The 16088-nt window shown below is 67.7% G+C and carries 12 protein-coding genes; 7 read left to right on the plus strand and 5 right to left on the minus strand.

What is annotated here, in order from left to right; genetic code table 11:
* Window positions 1–128 precede the first annotated feature (128 nt).
* Entirely contained in the window at window positions 129–395 is a 267-nt protein-coding gene (locus AB0B25_RS14305; protein ID WP_357070259.1) for a DUF2277 domain-containing protein, read from the plus strand.
* A 13-nt stretch (window positions 396–408) separates the two neighbouring features.
* Here the strand turns inward: AB0B25_RS14305 and AB0B25_RS14310 are convergent, their stop codons facing one another.
* The gene (locus AB0B25_RS14310) at window positions 409–1737 is read right to left on the minus strand and encodes a helix-turn-helix domain-containing protein (RefSeq protein ID WP_357178447.1); all 1329 of its coding nucleotides are present in this window, start codon (window positions 1735–1737) and stop codon (window positions 409–411) included.
* A gap of 194 nt (window positions 1738–1931) precedes the next feature.
* Here AB0B25_RS14310 and AB0B25_RS14315 point away from each other — a divergent pair, with 194 nt between their 5' ends.
* The 3 genes from AB0B25_RS14315 (at window position 1932) to AB0B25_RS14325 (ending at window position 5679) form a co-directional block, all read left to right on the plus strand.
* Window positions 1932–3554, plus strand: coding sequence for an aldehyde dehydrogenase family protein (locus tag AB0B25_RS14315; protein ID WP_357178450.1), 1623 nt, complete (start codon window positions 1932–1934; stop codon window positions 3552–3554).
* Window positions 3551–4384, plus strand: coding sequence for an SDR family oxidoreductase (locus AB0B25_RS14320; protein ID WP_357178453.1), 834 nt, complete (start codon window positions 3551–3553; stop codon window positions 4382–4384). The genes AB0B25_RS14315 and AB0B25_RS14320 overlap by 4 nt, the downstream gene beginning before the upstream one ends.
* 407 nt (window positions 4385–4791) lie before the next feature.
* Window positions 4792–5679, plus strand: a complete 888-nt coding sequence (locus AB0B25_RS14325; protein WP_357178455.1) for a LysR substrate-binding domain-containing protein — start codon at window positions 4792–4794, stop codon at window positions 5677–5679.
* A gap of 44 nt (window positions 5680–5723) precedes the next feature.
* Here AB0B25_RS14325 and AB0B25_RS14330 read toward each other — a convergent pair whose 3' ends face one another.
* Window positions 5724–7223 carry an amidase family protein gene (locus tag AB0B25_RS14330; protein ID WP_357178458.1) on the minus strand — a complete coding sequence of 500 codons (1500 nt, stop codon included), beginning with the start codon at window positions 7221–7223 and terminating at the stop codon, window positions 5724–5726.
* Between the two features lie 192 nt (window positions 7224–7415).
* Here AB0B25_RS14330 and AB0B25_RS14335 point away from each other — a divergent pair, with 192 nt between their 5' ends.
* Genes AB0B25_RS14335 through AB0B25_RS14345 form a run of 3 tightly spaced genes read left to right on the plus strand, consistent with a single transcriptional unit; the run spans window position 7416 to window position 13182 of the window.
* Window positions 7416–9893 carry a serine/threonine-protein kinase gene (locus AB0B25_RS14335; protein WP_357178461.1) on the plus strand — a complete coding sequence of 826 codons (2478 nt, stop codon included), beginning with the start codon at window positions 7416–7418 and terminating at the stop codon, window positions 9891–9893.
* Window positions 9890–12424 carry a protein kinase gene (locus AB0B25_RS14340; protein WP_357178463.1) on the plus strand — a complete coding sequence of 845 codons (2535 nt, stop codon included), beginning with the start codon at window positions 9890–9892 and terminating at the stop codon, window positions 12422–12424. Before AB0B25_RS14335 ends, AB0B25_RS14340 begins: the two co-directional genes overlap by 4 nt.
* Window positions 12421–13182, plus strand: coding sequence for a cyclase family protein (locus AB0B25_RS14345; RefSeq protein ID WP_357178466.1), 762 nt, complete (start codon window positions 12421–12423; stop codon window positions 13180–13182). Before AB0B25_RS14340 ends, AB0B25_RS14345 begins: the two co-directional genes overlap by 4 nt.
* Here AB0B25_RS14345 and hpt read toward each other — a convergent pair.
* From hpt to AB0B25_RS14360, 3 genes are all read right to left on the minus strand, one after another.
* Window positions 13140–13697, minus strand: coding sequence for a hypoxanthine phosphoribosyltransferase (gene hpt, locus AB0B25_RS14350; protein ID WP_357070244.1), 558 nt, complete (start codon window positions 13695–13697; stop codon window positions 13140–13142). The two genes, AB0B25_RS14345 and hpt, sit on opposite strands and share 43 nt — an antisense overlap.
* Window positions 13698–13740: 43 nt before the next feature.
* Complete coding sequence (gene tilS, locus AB0B25_RS14355) at window positions 13741–14841, minus strand: tRNA lysidine(34) synthetase TilS (RefSeq protein WP_357178468.1); 1101 nt, start codon at window positions 14839–14841, stop codon at window positions 13741–13743.
* Window positions 14842–14968: 127 nt separating this feature from the next.
* On the minus strand, window positions 14969–16078 hold the full coding sequence (locus AB0B25_RS14360) for a zinc-dependent metalloprotease (RefSeq protein WP_357178471.1): 1110 nt from the start codon (window positions 16076–16078) through the stop codon (window positions 14969–14971).
* Between the last annotated feature and the right edge of the window lie 10 nt (window positions 16079–16088).

Raw genomic sequence — 16088 nt, forward strand, 5'->3', positions numbered from 1 at the left:
GTGGAGCGGGCCAGGTATTGACCGACACGACCGCGTGTCCGTCTGCCGCGCGGGACCGGCCGAACGGTATGTCACATCGGCGGTTTCTCGCCCTGACGCATGTCGCGCTCGGGAGCTAGTGTTCTCCCATGTGTAGAAATATCACCGTCTTGCGTGGCCTGGAACCTGCCGCAACCGATCAGGAAATCTATGCCGCCGCACTGCAGTACGTGCGCAAGGTCGGTGGCGTGTCAGGCCTGAGCTCGACCACCAAACCGGCCGTCGACAAGGCCGTCGCGGCCATCGCGGCGGCGACGACGACCTTGCTCGCGGAACTGCCCGACCGCAGGGTCGCCCCGACCACCGAACCGCCGCTACGCCGCATCGCCGCGCGCGACGCTGCTGCCGGAGGGTAGCGAACCGCGCCGTTCAGGGCAGCGCATCGGCGCCGTAGACAGCGACGCAGGCGAGCGCGACCTCGAGCGGAAGACCACGCTCTTCGATCGGATATCCCAGCACTTCCTCGATCCGCTGAATCCGATAGCGGACCGTATTCTTGTGCACGCCCAGCAACTTCGCCGTGGCCTCCGGGCTGCGGTGGCTACGCAGATAGGCGTGCAGCGTCTCGCGCAGTCGCGCGGCGGCGGCGTCCCGGCCCGCCAGCGCACCCAACTCGCGCTCGATCAACCCACTCATGGCCAGGTCATCCGCGCCGACCAGGTAGGCGATCTCCACCTGGCGGTACACGGTGACCCGACGCCCGCGCGCGGGACCACGCTCGGCGACCTGCCGCGCGGCGACCGCTTCACGATGGCTGCGCCGGAATCCGGCGATCCCCGCGGCGGGCACCCCGAACGCGACCCGCACCGGCGCGTCCACCTGGACGGACGCCAGCCGCTGCAGGTCTGCGGGCGCCGCGAGTTCGGCGGCGCGGACACCGTCGTCCAGCCCCGCCCATGCCCACATACCGCTGGCGCCCGACGGAACCGTGAGCACGTGCCCGCTGCCGAGCGCCGTCGCCAGCTTCGCCGCGACCCGGTCCAACAGACCGGTCGCCTCGGTGTCGGCCCCGGTCGGCTCGTCGGTCCACAGCACAAAGGCGAGATGCTGCTTGGACAGGCGGTATCCCAGCCGCACCGATGCCTGCTCGATATCCACGTCGTCGCCCGCGAGTAGTGCGCGGACGGTTTCGGCACGACGATTGAGCGCGGCACGGAGAACTCCCTCACGCTCCTGCATGTAGGTGTCGGTGAGCAATTCGACCGACGTATTGATCCATGTCGTTGCCCGCTCGAACAATCGAAGCAACACAACGCGCTCGATCTCATGTGGCGCCTGTCGCTGCTCGACCACCTCGGTCATGTAATCGAGCACCGCCGCCATCCCGACGTGATAGACGCGCAGCAACAGCCGCAGCTCGAATCCCCGCCGGGCCACGCTGCGGGCGAACGTGTGCGCCTCCTCCGGCAGCACGAAACCGAAGGCGTCACTGGCCAGGCCGCTGAGCACGATCCTGGCGTGCGCCCGCGTACTGGCCGCGAGGTCGCGACGCATATCGCGGTCGGTGAGTTCGGGGATGCGCGCGACGATCGCGTCGTCCAGCCGGGTGACGATCTGTTCGAGCGTTTCGGTGCGCATCGTCTCGGAGACGAAGTCGGCCAGCCAGTCCTGCACGTCACCGCTGTCCGGACCGGCCTTGTCGGCGCCCGACGCTGAACCGAATCGCGACGCGGCGCCTGACGACTGCGGGGCGGTCATCCTCGGCTCCTTCGGCTCGCAGTCGGACACTGCCGTCTTCGGCTCGCAGTCGGCACTGCTTGTACTTTGAGCACAAATTTGTACATGGTCCTTGACCATTTCGGCCAAGAAAGTCTTATTCGATTGTGTCACCATCATAGTTCAGTGATCTGATTCACAGCAGTGCACGGCACAACGTCAGTGGGAGAACAGCAGTGACCAACACCGAACCAGCGGCCGACGCCACCACAGCGGAACCGGCGCGCGAGACGACCGCGAAGAAGGACGGCCCTGCCGTCATCGAGGTGCGCAATCCCGGCACCGGCGAAATCGTCGGCACGGTAGCGGACGAAACCGCGGACGCGGTCGCGGCCAGGGTCCGCGAACTGCGGCTGTACCAGCCGGAATGGGAGGCCATCGGCCCCGACGGCCGCAAGGCGTGGCTGCTGAAATTTCAAGACTGGCTGATCGACAACACCGACCGTCTCGCCACCGTGCTGCAGTCGGAGACCGCGAAGCCGCGCGTCGATGCCTTGATCGACCCGGGCTTCGCGGCCGACGTGATCGGTTACTACGCGCGCCGCGCCGCCAAGTTTCTGGCCGACGACCACCCGTCGCCACACAGCCCCCTGGCCAGAGTCAAGAAGCTGACCACCGTCTACCGACCCTATCCGGTGGTCGGCGTCATCACTCCATGGAACTTTCCGCTGGCCATGCCGGTGATGGACGCATTCCCGGCGCTTGCGGCGGGCGCGGCGGTCATCCTCAAACCGTCCGAGGTGACTCCGTTGTCCGCGCTCGAATTGGCGAAAGGCTGGGCCGAAATCGGCGCTCCGCCGGTCTTCGCCGTGGTCACCGGCGCCGGTGCCACCGGAGCCGCCGTTGTCGGCACTGCCGATTACATCCAGTTCACCGGTTCCACCGCGACCGGTCGCACAATCGCCGCCGCCTGCGTGGCGCGGATGGTCCCCTACAGCCTCGAACTCGGCGGCAAGGACCCGGCCATCGTGCTCGCCGACGCGGACCTCGATCGCGCCGCGCACGGCATCGCGTTCGGCGGCATGTTCAACTCCGGCCAGGTCTGCATCTCGGTGGAGCGGGTGTACGTCGAAGCACCGGTATACGACGACTTCGTCGCCAAGCTGACGGCCGACGTCGAGGCGCTGCGCCAAGGCCTCGATGGCCGCGAGTCGCAGTACGAACTCGGCGCGTTGGCCAACGAGAACCAGGTCGCCATCGTGCAGCGCCACGTCGACGAAGCCGTCGCGGCGGGCGCGAAGGTGCTGACCGGTGGCAAGCGAGCCGGTTTCGGCACCGCGTTCGAACCGACCGTGCTGGTCGATGTCGACCACACCATGTCATGCGTCACCGAGGAGACCTTCGGGCCAACGATCCCGGTGATGAAGGTGGCCGACGAGGCCGAAGCGATACGGCTGGCCAATGACTCGAGTTACGGATTGTCGGCCTCGGTGTGGACCGGCGACAAGAAGCGCGGCGAACGGATCGCCAGACAGCTGAACACGGGCGCGGTCAATATCAACGATGTCTTCGCCAACCTGTTCAGCTTCGCGCTGCCGATGGGTGGCTGGGGCCTTTCCGGCGTCGGCGCGCGCTGGGGCGGAGCGAACGGCGTTCGCAAGTACTGCCGTCAGCAGGCGATTACCACACCGATGCTGCCGACTCAGCGGAAAGAACTGTTCTGGTACCCGTACTCGATGCCGAAGCTGCTGTTCGCACTCGGCGCCATGCGTGCGGCGGGCGCGCGTGGCCTGCGCCGCATCGACCTTCGCGCCATCTCGAAGCTCGAGGGGGGCAATCTCGAGGGGGGGAACAAATGACCGAATCGACGAGGATTCGCGGCAAGGTCGTGGTCATCACCGGTGGCGCCCGCGGTATCGGGCTGGCCACCGCGACCGCGCTGCAAGCCCTTGGCGCGCGGATCGCCATCGGTGACATCGATGAGGCCACGGCCAAGGAGTCGGGCACTGCGCGCGGGTTCGAGTTCTGCGGCAAGCTCGACGTGGCCGATCCGAGCTCGTTCGGAAATTTTCTCGACGAGGTGGAGCGCACCCTCGGCCCGGTCGATGTGCTGATCAACAACGCGGGCATCATGCCGACCGGCAAGCTGGTTGACGAGCCGGACCAACTGACCCGCCGCATCCTGGACATCAATATCTTCGGCGTGATCCTCGGCTCCAAGTTGGGCCTGAGCCGGATGCTGCCGCGCGGGAGCGGGCACATCATCAACATCGCCTCGCTCGCGGGTGAGACGCATGTCCCTGGCTTGGCCACCTACAACGCCAGCAAACACGCGGTGCTGGGGTTCACCGACACCCTGCGCGAGGAGTACCGAGGTACCGGCGTGCACTTCTCTTCGGTGCTGCCCACGCTGACCAACACCGAACTCGGCTCGGGCGTCACCGCGCCCGCCCTGCTGCGCGCGGCGGAGCCGGAGGAGGTCGCCGCGGCTGTCGTCAAGTTGATCATCTCGCCGAAATCGAAGGTCAGGGTTACCGCGCTGGCCGGCTTCATATCCCGGGTTGTCGGTCTCCTGCCGGAGGCGGTCGGAGATCGCGTCGGCCGAGCACTCGGCTCCGGGCACGTGTTTCTCGACGACGTCGATGCCGAAAAGCGCAAAGCGTACGAGGAGCGGGCTCGCCGCGGGTGATTGTTGGGTCAGCCGCCGCGGTCAGGATTGTCTCGACCGCGGCGGTGCGGCCACCGACACATCACGCGAGCGTCCTAAACCTATTTGTGTCGAAAATCACCAGTGAGTTAGGACACTTGGCCTAGGCGGTCGGCGCCGATTCGCAGCCGACTCCGCAACCGTCGAGGTGCGCATAATCACCGTCCGACCCGGCAGGTCGAGTTCCCTATCCGCTGGTCAAGCCCCGGATCATCCGAAACCTTCGGAATGTTCGTTATGTGCCACACATTCGCCACTCGGCAGTGCGCAACACCACGGCACGCAATATGCTGTCATTAACAAACCCGTCGACCGTTTCGGTGCCCGTATCCGAACTTTTCGGCCTGATAAGGCTGGAAATTATGGACTGATTCTGATAGCAAGGGGCTATGGACCCGCATTTGCGCGACCTGCGGTATTTCGTCGCCGTCGCTGAGGAACTGCACTTCACCAACGCCGCTCAGCGGCTGCACATCGCACAACCCACCCTGTCGCGTCAGATCCGCCAGTTGGAGCGTCAGCTCGACGTGGTCCTGTTCGACCGCAACCAGCGCAGCGTCGCGCTGACCGTCGCGGGCAAGGAATTGCTCGAAGGCGCCCGCAAGATCCTGGAGCTGTGGGAGGTCACGAACGTCTCGTTACAGGAAGCCGGCGAGGTGCTGCGAGTCGGAATCCAGTCCGCACTCGGCCGCGGCCTGCTGAACGACCTGGAAAGCGCGAGCGGACACCGCCTCGCTCTGCACGCGGCGTCCTGGACCGACCCGTCCAGCGGGCTCGCGGGCCGCCAAGCCGACCTTGCTCTGGTCTGGCTTCCGCTGCCGGACCAGAACCGCTACCGGTGGCAGGTGCTGCGGACCGAGCCACGCTGGGTGCTGCTCCCGGAGAACCACCCGCTAGCCGGCTCGGAGACCATCGAGTTCACCGATCTGCGCGACGAGCCGTTCATCGCGCTGCCCCCCGAAGCCGGCGCCGTACGCGACTTCTGGCTCGGCAACGACGGACGGGGCGGCCGCCCGCCGAAGATCGGCGCCGAGGCAGCGACGCCCGAGGACAAGCTGGAAGCGGTGAGCCTCGGCTTGGGTGTCTGTCTGCTCGCCGAGAACAATGTGCCGATGTACCGCTGGCCGGGCCTGACCGCACGACCGTTGTCCGGGCTCGCACCGTGCGAGCTCGCCGTGGCGTGGCGGGCCGATGACAACCGGCCGACCATCCTCGAATTCGCCGGACGCGCCGTCGCGGGGGGATTCGCCACCCCGCAGCCCGCAGTCAGCGTCTGACCACACCGCGGTCGGTATTCGATATTCGGTCCGGACGATCCGGATCAGGGCGCGGTGCGCTGCCACGGGTGTGCGGTCTCCAGTTGCGCGGACAACCGCAGCAGGGTGGATTCACTGCCCGGCGGGCCGGCGAGCTGCGCGGCCACGGGCGTCCCGACGACGGGATGCATGCCCATCGGTACGGAAACGGCCGGCCAGCCGACCAGATTCCACAGCGGGGTGAACGGGGAAAATCGCACACAGGCCAGCCAGCCGCCGGGGAACCAGGCCCGCACAGTGGGCGGCGCGGCGGCGAGCGTAGGTGTGATCACCACGTCGTAGTGGTCGAAGAATTCCAGCAACCGCGCTTCCACCCGATCGATCTGGGCCGGGCGCACCAAGCCCAGCCGCTGCACGAACCGGCCGAGACCCGGACAACGGCGGGTATGCCTCCGGTGCTCAGCCTCGGCTAGCGCGGCGGCGTTCAGCCTCCGTAGATAGACCGAGAGCAGAGCGTTGCCGTAGGGCAGCACGGCTGGTTCGACGAGGTGTCCCGCCGCCGCGGCGACCGCCGCCGCCGTGCGGGCCGCCGCGGTCCAGTGCCGGTCGACACGGAAAAAACGAGACGGTGGATCCACTGCCAGTCCGATCCGTAGTCGGCTCGGTGGATCCACCTCGGCTAGATCCGGACGCGCCGCCAGCACCGACAACGCGAGCGCCGCGTCACCGACCGTCGTTGCGAGCACACCGTTTTCCGCCATGCCCGACCAGGCATCGGAGCCGAACTCGGCGGGCACGGTGTGGCGCCCAGGCTTGATTCCGAATACCCCGCAGCAGGCCGCCGCGCCGCGGACCGAGCCGAGCCCGTCACAACCGTGCGCCACTGGAACCAACCCGGCCGCGACCGCCGCGCCGGATGCGCCGCCCGCGCCGCGCGCGGTGTTCCACGGGTTGCGGATACGACGATCCGCGCCGGTTGTGCCCCACAAGCCGAGTTCGGTGACCGCGGCGAGCCCGACGACCACTGCGCCCGCCGCGCGCAGTCTGCGTACCAGCGAATGGTCCGCGGCGGCCGCAGGATCACCCGCTCCCTCGATCGGAATCCCAGACTCGATCGCGACCGGCACACCGGCCAACGGCAGCACATCTAGGTCGGCGCCGCGCTCGAGCGCGGTAGCCTCGGCCACCGCCTGTTCGGCACGGACGACGCTGAAGACTTTCGCCTTCCGATTCACCGCCGAGATCCGTGCCACCGCCTCCGCCACCACCCGGGTGGCGATGAGCGAGCCGTCCCGAACACCGGTCGCGATGGCCGTGGCCGGGCCGCGCGATGGGTCCGCTTCGGTTTCCCTGTGGCGATCGGGCAGATCGTCGGTACCGGTCGAGTCCGTGTCCGCGGTCGCGGCCACCGCATCGGCGGCCTTCGCGTTCCGGACTACTGTCGGTGGCACGGCGGTTTTCGTCGAGATCGAGCCGTTCGCCGCCATTGCGGCATCCTCGTACATGTGCTCGTCGTCCCCCGTCGCTTCGTTGTCGAAATCGGGTGATCCGCTGTTGAGCCGCAAGTTATCATTTCGAATACTGCGCGGGGGATGATGGCGAGGGGTGTGGCGGAATTTCTCCGACACATCGACCGACCGACCGGTGCGGATTCTGCGGCGTCCGCCGAACCACTAGGCCTGATAATGAGTGCCAACACTGAGAGAAGTTCCGATTCCGACACGGGTCGCCCTACCGGTGCCGGTTATCGCGACGACATGTCGCGGAGTGAATTCAGCGCGGTGAAAGCCTTCTCCGCGGCCTGGGAATCCACGCGGCACCCGCCGGAGATCGCCGAGTACCTGCCGGACGCGGCAACCTTGCGCAGAGATGCCCTGCTCGAGCTGATCCGCATCGACTTGCGGCATCGCTGGCTGCGCCCGGCCGCGGCGGTCGAGGGCACTACTCCCGAACCGGCCATACGCAAACGCCTGGCCGATTACTGCGCCGAATTTTCCGAACTCTCCCCCGCTGATATCCCCGCGGGCCTGGTGTACGAGGAGTTCGTCATCCGCCGCCACAGCGGAGAACGCGTGGATCCGCGCGAATGCCTGCGGGAATATCCGCATCAGGCGGTGGAACTGGGCGACTTGTTGAACGCCGACGACCTGGATCAGAGCACCCGTCGTGCGGTGCAGGACGATTCCACGCGGACCGCTCTCGCACGCACCCGAACCACCCCCGCGCCTACCGAATTGAACCAAACCACCCAGGCAGTTCGTAGTTCTGAGGTGACCAGAACGACCGCGGATCGCACGGAGGCAGCCACCGTCGTCCCCACTACGATCGGAACAGAGCCAGGTGGTTACAACGTGCTCGATCGGATCGAAATCGGCCAGCGGATAGATGATTTCGACCTGCTCACCGGTTTGGGCAGCGGCGCATTCGCCCGAGTCTTCCTGGCGCGGCAGCGCTCGCTGCAGCGGCTGGTCGCGGTGAAAGTCTCCGCCGACCGGGGCACCGAGCCACAGACCCTGGCCCAACTCGACCACGACTACATCGTGCGAGTGTTCGACCAGCGGCTGCTCGAGGACGCTGCGGGCACCGCGCACCGGTTGCGGCTGCTCTACATGCAGTTCCTGCCCGGCGGAACGCTGCTGGGCGTGCTGCGCTGGGTGCGCGCCACCCCGCCCGCCGAACGCAGTGGCAGGCTGCTGCTGGACGCCGTCGACGCGGCTATGGAGGAGAAAGGCGAGATTCGGCCGACCGACTCCAGCGTGCGCGCCGAGATCGCCGCGCTGAGCTGGCCGGAGACGGTCGCCTGGCTGGGGCGCAGACTGGCCGAGGCACTCGACTACGCCTCCTCGCACGGCGTGCTGCACCGTGACGTGAAGCCGGCCAATGTGCTGCTCACCGCCGAGGCGGTGCCGAAACTGGCCGATTTCAACATCAGTTTCAGCCGCAACGTGGCGGGCACCAGCCCGGTCGCCTACTTCGGCGGCTCGCTGGCCTACATGTCGCCGGAGCAACTGGAGGCCTGCCACCCCGGCTTCGATCGCGGCGCCGCCGACTTGGACACTCGCGCCGATATCTACTCACTCGGCGTGGTGCTGTGGGAGTTGCTCACCGGTGCCAAGCCGTTCGACGACAGCACTGCGGGCGCGGGCGACCACAGCGACGACACCACCCTGGAAGCCATGCTGGAGCGCCGAACCTCCGGCGTCGAGGCCGCGGCACTGGAACGCGTTCCCCCCGACTGCCCGGCCGCGCTGCGCCGCGTCCTGCTGACCTGCCTCGCACCGGAACGGACCGAGCGCTGGTCCAGCGGCGCGACCCTGGCCAGGCAGCTGGAGATGTGCCAGGACGCGCGCGCGCGGGAGCTGGTCGATCCGGCGCCGAACAGCTGGCGGCGGCGACTGCGGCCGCACTTCGTGCTGGTGGCGCTGCTGTCGGTGGCGCTTCCGAATGTGCTTGCCTCGCTGTACAACATCAAGCACAACGAGACCCTGATCATCAGCCGGATGGCCGAAGATGCCCAGCACACTTTCCTCATCATCACCAGTCTGGTGAACTCGATCTTCTTCCCGGCCGGTATCGCGATCGTGCTGTACATGTCCAGATACGTCATCACGGTGCCGCGAGGTCTGCGCAAGGGGCGACGATACGACCCGAACACCCTGCGGCGAGCCAGACGCGACGCGCTATTACTCGGCGATCGTTCTGTCGCCGTGGCGTTCTCACTGTGGGTACTGGCGGGCATCGTCTTCCCGATCGCGCTACAGATATCCACCGGAGACATCTCGACACCGGCCGTGGTGCACTTCCTCGCCTCGCTGGTGGTGTGCGGTGCGATCGCTGTCGCGTATCCGTTCTTCCTGTTGAACTTCTACATGGTGCGGTGCATCTATCCGCTGTTCCTTCGGCACGGGGATATCAGTCCCGAGGACGCGGTGTGGCTGCGGGGGTTGGACCGGCGTGCCAACGGATATCTGGCCGTCGCCGCCTCGGTGCCGCTCCTGGCTGTGGCCGGCGTGACATTCCTGCCTCCCACCGACATTCCGTCGGTGATCTTCGCGGTGCGGCTGCTGTGCGCCGGCGGGATAATCGCGTTCGTGGGCTCCTATCTCCTGTTCCGCGCGCTGGAGGCCGATCTGCGCGCACTGGAGCGGGTGGTCGCGCCGGCGGCTACCGGATCGGGCGCGTCCACGGGTCGGTCGACGCGGGCGGAAGCGAACGCTGCGGAGACCGATACGTGACCACTTCGCACACCGACGCCGTCGCGCGGTTCGCCGCCGATTGGCAGCACAGCATCCGGGACGACCGGCGCCCGCCACAGATCACGGACTATGTGCCCGACGGGACGCAGGTGCGCTTGGCCGTACTCACCGATCTGCTGCGGGTCGACCTGCGGCAGCGCTGGGAACGGGAGGGGCTCGGCAAGCGAGTCGTCGAGTACCGCAAGGAATTTCCCGAGGTGGAGCACAGCCCCGAGTTCGTGGATCTGGTGTGCGAGGAATTCCTGGCACGCCGCAGGAACGCGCCGCTGCCGATGGCGGAGTTCCTCTGCGAGTATCCGGAGTTGGCCGATGAGATCCGGGCGCGCCTCACCGAATTCACCGACGCGGAAGCCGAGGACATCGGGACCGCGGAGTCGAGCGAAGCCGTCGCCGCGGTGGCCGACCTGGCGCCAGGGCAACGTCTCGATGACTTCGATCTGCTCACCGACCTGGGCAGCGGCGTACTCGGCCGCGTCTTCCTGGCCAGGCAACGTTCCATGCAACGACTTGTCGCCGTACGGTTTTCAGCGGGACGCGCCGGTGCGCCACGCACTATGGCGCAGTTGGACCACCCACACATCGTCCGGGTTTTCGACCAGTTGGTGTTCCATGCCGATGACACGCAGTCCCCCGCCGTTTCGAGTTCGACCGGCCACCGCGGCGCGCCGACCATGCACGAAAACACAGACACCACCATCGCGCGGACACCAGACAACTCCGACACCACAATCGCCACACCACCCGACCTCGCCGCCACCATCGCGCGGGCACCCGACGACTCCGACACCGAAATTGCGACACCACACGATCCCGCCGCCACCATCCAGACCCCGTTTGGCAACCGATCCGCGACCGCCACCGGCAGCCTCGCCGACGAACGGACCATTGCGCAGACACCCCGGCGGCACACGGATATCTCGGCTGTACCCACTGTGGGCGCCCGACTCCCCCGCTTGATCTACATGCAGTATCTGCCCGGGGGCACCGCCTCCGGCGTACTCGAACAGCGTCGCCGTGGACCGGTCACCGATGGTGGTGCGCTGCTGCTGCGCGCGGTGGACGCCGCCATGGAAGCCAGGGGCGAAATCCGCCCCTCGGATTCGAGTGTGCGTGCCGAGATCGCGCGGTTGAGTTGGCCCGAAACAGTGGCCTGGGTGGGCAGGCGACTCGCCGACGCGCTGGACTACGCCGAGCACCACGGCGTGCTGCATCACGACATCAAGCCGACGAACGTCCTGTTCACCGCCGAGGGCATACCCAAACTGGCGGATTTCGCCATCCATGAAGCGGGTGCGCTAACGGCCACTCCGAAACATACCGCCGTAGAAGCGGATTCGCTGCGCTACCACTCACCGGAGCAGTTGGCACAGCTGCTCGATCCCGCCGCGCCCACGCCCGGCGCCAGCAGCGACATCTACTCGCTCGGGGTGCTGCTCTGGGAAATGCTGACCGGTGCCGGACCGTTCGACGATCCTCCTTCCGCCGAGCACGGCGCCGCCGTCGAGGCATTCGCCGGCGCGCTCGCGGTGCGCCGCCGCGGCGTCTCGGCGGCGCTGTCGCATCTGCCCGAGGACACACCGGCCGCGCTGCTCCGGGTGCTGCGAGAATGCCTGCGTATCGACCCGAAACAGCGCTGGCGCAATGGCGCCGAACTAGCGGCGCAACTCGACCTCTGTCTCGATCCGCGCGCGCGGGGCCTGGTCGATCCCTCGCCGCGCAGTCTCGCCTACCGGGCCCGCGGCTGGCTGCTCCCGTTCGCCACGCTGTGTATCGGTGTGCCGAACGTGCTCGCGAGCTTCTATAACATCCAGTTGAACCAGGCCTTGATCATCGATCGGATGTCGACCGCCGACCAGCACAAGTTCGCCGCGGTCGGCCTGATCAACAATCTGATCGCGTTTCCGGTGGCCGCGCTGCTGCTGCTGTTCCTCACCCGACGGCCCCTCACCGTCGGTTACCGGCTGAACCGCGGCCACGAGTTCTCCGCGCGCACGCTGGCCAGGGCGCGCCGCGACACCCTGCTGATGGGTGACTGGGCGGTATGGGTGCCATTCGGCTTCTGGCTGGTCGCGGGCATCATCTGGCCGCTGGGACTGGCGTCTTCCGGCGTGGACCTCCCGTCCGGGACGTTCCTGCATTTCTTCGCCGCGCAGGTGGTGTGCGCGGCGATCGCGCTCGCCTATCCGTTCTTCCCGATCATGGTGTACTCGGTGCGGTCGGTATATCCACAGCTACTGGTGCGCGGCGGCATCGGCCTCGACGACGAGCGTCAGCTGCGTGCCCTGGCCAGGCGGGGAAACTTCTATCTCGGTGTCGCGGCCTCGGTTCCGCTGCTCGGCGTGGCGAGCGCGACGTTCGTGAACGCCGCCGATCTGGAGTTGGTGATCGTTCCGGTACGCATACTCAGCGTGGGTGGCATTCTGGCCTTCGTGCTCTCCTACCGAATGTTCCGGCTGTTAGAGGCCGATCTGCTCGCACTCGCCAGGGCGATTCCACAGCGGAAGCGATGACATCGCCGCGCCCGCTCGGGCGGCTGGTGAGCCTGTCGCATGTACACGATCCGGCCACCACGCCGCTGTACCCGGGCGACCCGACATTCCGAACCGACCTCGTCGCCACGATCGCGAACGATGGCTACCAGCTGCGCTACCTCCAGCAGGGCGAGCACACCGGGACACATTGGGGAGCACCGATTCACTTCCATTCCGACGGGCTCGCCGCAGACGAGCTGGATCTGGATGACCTACTGCTGCCCGCGGTGAAGATCGACGTTCGGCAGCAGTGCGCGGACGATCGCGACTACGCGATCACGGTCGCCGACCTACGGCAGTGGGAGAACCGGCACGGCCGAATCCCGGACGGCGCCGCGGTGATCGCCTGGACCGGCTGGGACGCCAAGTGGGGCACCGCGGATTTCGTCGGCACGGGCGAATCCGCGGGCCGTCAGCCGGGTTTCGCGGTGGACACGGTGCAGTGGTTGCTGCGCACCGGCAGGCTCGGCCGGCGCGGCGCACTCGGCATCGACACGTTCGGTCCGGACCTGGGCAGTGACGACACGTACGCGGTATCGAAACTGCTCTACCACGACCACCGAATCAGCCTGGAGTGCCTGGCCGGCTTGGCCGCGCTGCCCGGCGCCGGCGCGTGGATCCTGGTGGGCGGACCGCTCTACCGCGGCGGTTCGGGTTCGCCCGCAACGATTTTCGGCATACTGCCCGACCAGGCTCAGGCGCCGCCGTACACCTTGGGGTCGAGGGTCCCGATGTAGGGCAAGTCGCGGTACCGCTCCGCGTAGTCGAGGCCGTAGCCGACGACGAATTCGTTCGGGATGTCGAAACCGACGTGCGCGACGTCCACCGGCGTGCGCAGCGCGTCCGGCTTGCGCAGCAGGGTTACCACCTCGAGCGACGCCGGGTTGCGGGTCGACAGGTTGCGCTTGAGCCAGGACAGGGTGAGCCCGGAGTCGATGATGTCCTCGACGATCAGAACATTGCGGCCCGCGATGTCCCGGTCCAAGTCCTTCATGATGCGCACGACACCGGAGGATGAGGTGGACGAGCCATAAGAGGAGACCGCCATGAACTCCAACTGGGTCGGAATGGGCAGGGCTTTGGCCAGATCGGTCATGAAGAAAATCGCGCCCTTGAGCACACCGACCAGCAGTAGGTCGCCCTCGGGCGCATCGGCGGGATAGCGCTTGGCGATGAGTTCGGCCAGCTCCTGGGTCTTCGTGGCGATCTGGTCCTCGGTGATCAGCACCGACGCGATGTCGTCCCCGTACACGTCAGCTGAATTCCTTCCTGGGTGGTGAGCCCGGTGGGCCGGCTCAGGATGTGTCATCGGTCCGATGACAGTCATTACCCAGCCGCAGTGTCAGCCTGCCACGTTCCCGCCCGGCGACCAACCTGCTGCCCGGCCTTCCGCCGCCGACCGCGACGCCGCCCTGACCGCGCCATCCGGTAATCAACGCGTCGACCGCCTGTAAGTGCTTGTTGGTCAGCGCTTTCGCGCCACCCGACAAGAGCCATGTCCGAATTGCCCGTTTCCGCAGAGCCGCGGGGGCAGTGGCGAGGGTCTCGACGACGAGCATGCTGCCATCGGTCGCGCCGCGCAGCAGTTCGTCGGCGAGCGTGTCCAACACGATCGAATCCTCGCGCAACTGTTCGGCCGTGCGAGCCAACGCCGGGGCCACGCCACCACCGAGGACCTCCTCCAGCAGCGGCAATACCTCGGTGCGCAACCGCACCCTGGTGAACTCCGGCGCAATGTTGTGCGGGTCCGCATGTGGCGCCAGGCCGAGGTCGGCACACAGCTGCCCGGTCGTCGCCCTGCGCACCCCGAGCAACGGCCTGCCCCACGGCTCGGTGAACGGCGCCATCCCATGGATCGAGCGGCCACCCGACCCGCGGGCCAGCCCGAGCAAGACCGTTTCGGCCTGGTCGTCGAGGGTGTGCCCGAGCAGCACCGGCAGTCCGTCGCGCGCCGCGTCCAGTGCGGCGTATCGGGCCCGGCGCGCGGCCGCCTCCACGCCTCCGTCGGTGCCGACGTCGACCGCGAGCACTCGTGCTGACCGACACCCCAGAGCCAGTGCCCGCGCCGCGGCTTCGGCGGCGACCGCGGCGGAAGCCGGCTGCAATCGGTGATCGACCACCAGCGCGTCGACCGCGGCGGCCTCGACGACGGCCGCAGCCGTGAGTGCCAACGAATCGGCCCCGCCCGACAGCGCCACCGCGACCACGGGCGGGTCGGGATCGTCCGGTCCGAACCGGGTCAGCCAATCGCGCACCGCCCTGCGCACCGCGAGCACCGCCGCGGTCTCGGGCAGGCGGCTGACGCCTTCCGCACTACGGGCCGACCGCGGCGCCGATCCCGTCGACCCGGCCTCCGATCCGAAGCGCCCGGGTGTGGTTCCTGGCGCACGACCCATGCGCCGAAGCCTACCGACCGGCCGGCGCCCCGAGTACCCGCACTCGGCGATGCCGTATGACCCTGCCTCCGCTCGACTTCGGCGAAGGCGTTCGGGGAATCCTGCTCAGCGGCCCTGCTACCTGCCGCTACCCCAGTACCCGGCCGATCCAGCGCTGCGGATCCTCGATCTCGTCGACCCTGGGCAGCGTCTCGGCATCGGTCCACACGGTGTTGAACCGGGCCATGCCGACGCTGCCGACCACCTCGTCCACGAAGGCCTTGCCACGCACGTACTGCGCGACCTTCGCATCCACACCGAGTAAGGCGCGCAGGATCCGCTGCACCGGGTTTGTCGGACGCTTGCGCCGCTGATCGAAGGCGGTTCGGATCTGCTCGACCGACGGGACGACCGACGGACCGACCGCGTCCATGACGTGATCGGCGTGCCCTTCCAACAGCGTGCCCAGCATGAGCAGGCGATCCAGCGCCTCGCGCTGCGGCGGCGCCTGAGTGGCGCGCAGCAGGCCGACTACGCCGCGCGCCGCCGGATCGTCGGGGATAGCGCTGTGGCGTCGGTCGCGCACTTCGGCGACCAGCCGAGAAAGCATCTCAGTCAGTGGTTCGTCACCCACTTCGCCGAGCACCTCGACATTGGCGCGCATGTACTCGGCAAGCCAAGGCGCCGAGGAGAACTGCACCCGATGGGTCACCTCGTGAAGACAGACCCAGAGTCGAAAATCGCTCGGCGACACTCCGAGCGCGCGCTCCACGGCCACGATGTTCGGCGCGACCAGCAGCAGCGTGCCGTCCGGCCCGGTGAACGGGTCGTACTGGCCGAGGATCGCGGTGGACAGGAAGGCGAGCATCGCGCCCGCCTGCACACCCGCTGGTTTGCCCGCAAACCGCTTGCGGGTGGCCGACGCCGTGTCGCTTCCGGTGAGCTGGGCCATGGAGTCGGCGGCGGCCCCGATCCAGCCGGGTCGGTCGACGATCCTGGCAGTGGGCACCGGTCGGTCGTCCAGTAGCCCGGTCACCGCACGGACAGGTCCTTCGGCGCGTTCGGAGGCGACCGCCAGTTCCGCGACAACCCGCTCGGCCGAATAGCGCGAGGTGCGCGGCCCCGAGGGCACCAGCGCCGAGCCGGTTTTCGCGGCCACTTGCCAGTCGATCACCCCGGACAGCACCGACCGTCCCTTGTGCCGCTCCAGCGCGGCCACGGGACCGGATTCGGCTGTGTCGGAACCTTCTTGGTCCATGATCATCCAC

This window comes from Nocardia sp. NPDC049190, assembly GCF_040648115.1.
In the GTDB taxonomy this organism is placed as follows: Bacteria; Actinomycetota; Actinomycetes; order Mycobacteriales; family Mycobacteriaceae; genus Nocardia.

Bases quoted from the DNA above. Each gene is read 5' to 3' on its own strand.
- tilS (WP_357178468.1), bottom strand. From the start codon at position 14,841: ATGGGTCGTGCGCCAGGAACCACACCCGGGCGCTTCGGATCGGAGGCC.
- AB0B25_RS14325 (WP_357178455.1), top strand. From the start codon at position 4,792: ATGGACCCGCATTTGCGCGACCTGCGGTATTTCGTCGCCGTCGCTGAG.
- AB0B25_RS14320 (WP_357178453.1), top strand. From the start codon at position 3,551: ATGACCGAATCGACGAGGATTCGCGGCAAGGTCGTGGTCATCACCGGT.
- AB0B25_RS14360 (WP_357178471.1), bottom strand. From the start codon at position 16,078: ATGGACCAAGAAGGTTCCGACACAGCCGAATCCGGTCCCGTGGCCGCG.
- AB0B25_RS14345 (WP_357178466.1), top strand. From the start codon at position 12,421: ATGACATCGCCGCGCCCGCTCGGGCGGCTGGTGAGCCTGTCGCATGTA.
- AB0B25_RS14335 (WP_357178461.1), top strand. From the start codon at position 7,416: ATGTCGCGGAGTGAATTCAGCGCGGTGAAAGCCTTCTCCGCGGCCTGG.
- AB0B25_RS14310 (WP_357178447.1), bottom strand. From the start codon at position 1,737: ATGACCGCCCCGCAGTCGTCAGGCGCCGCGTCGCGATTCGGTTCAGCG.
- AB0B25_RS14305 (WP_357070259.1), top strand. From the start codon at position 129: ATGTGTAGAAATATCACCGTCTTGCGTGGCCTGGAACCTGCCGCAACC.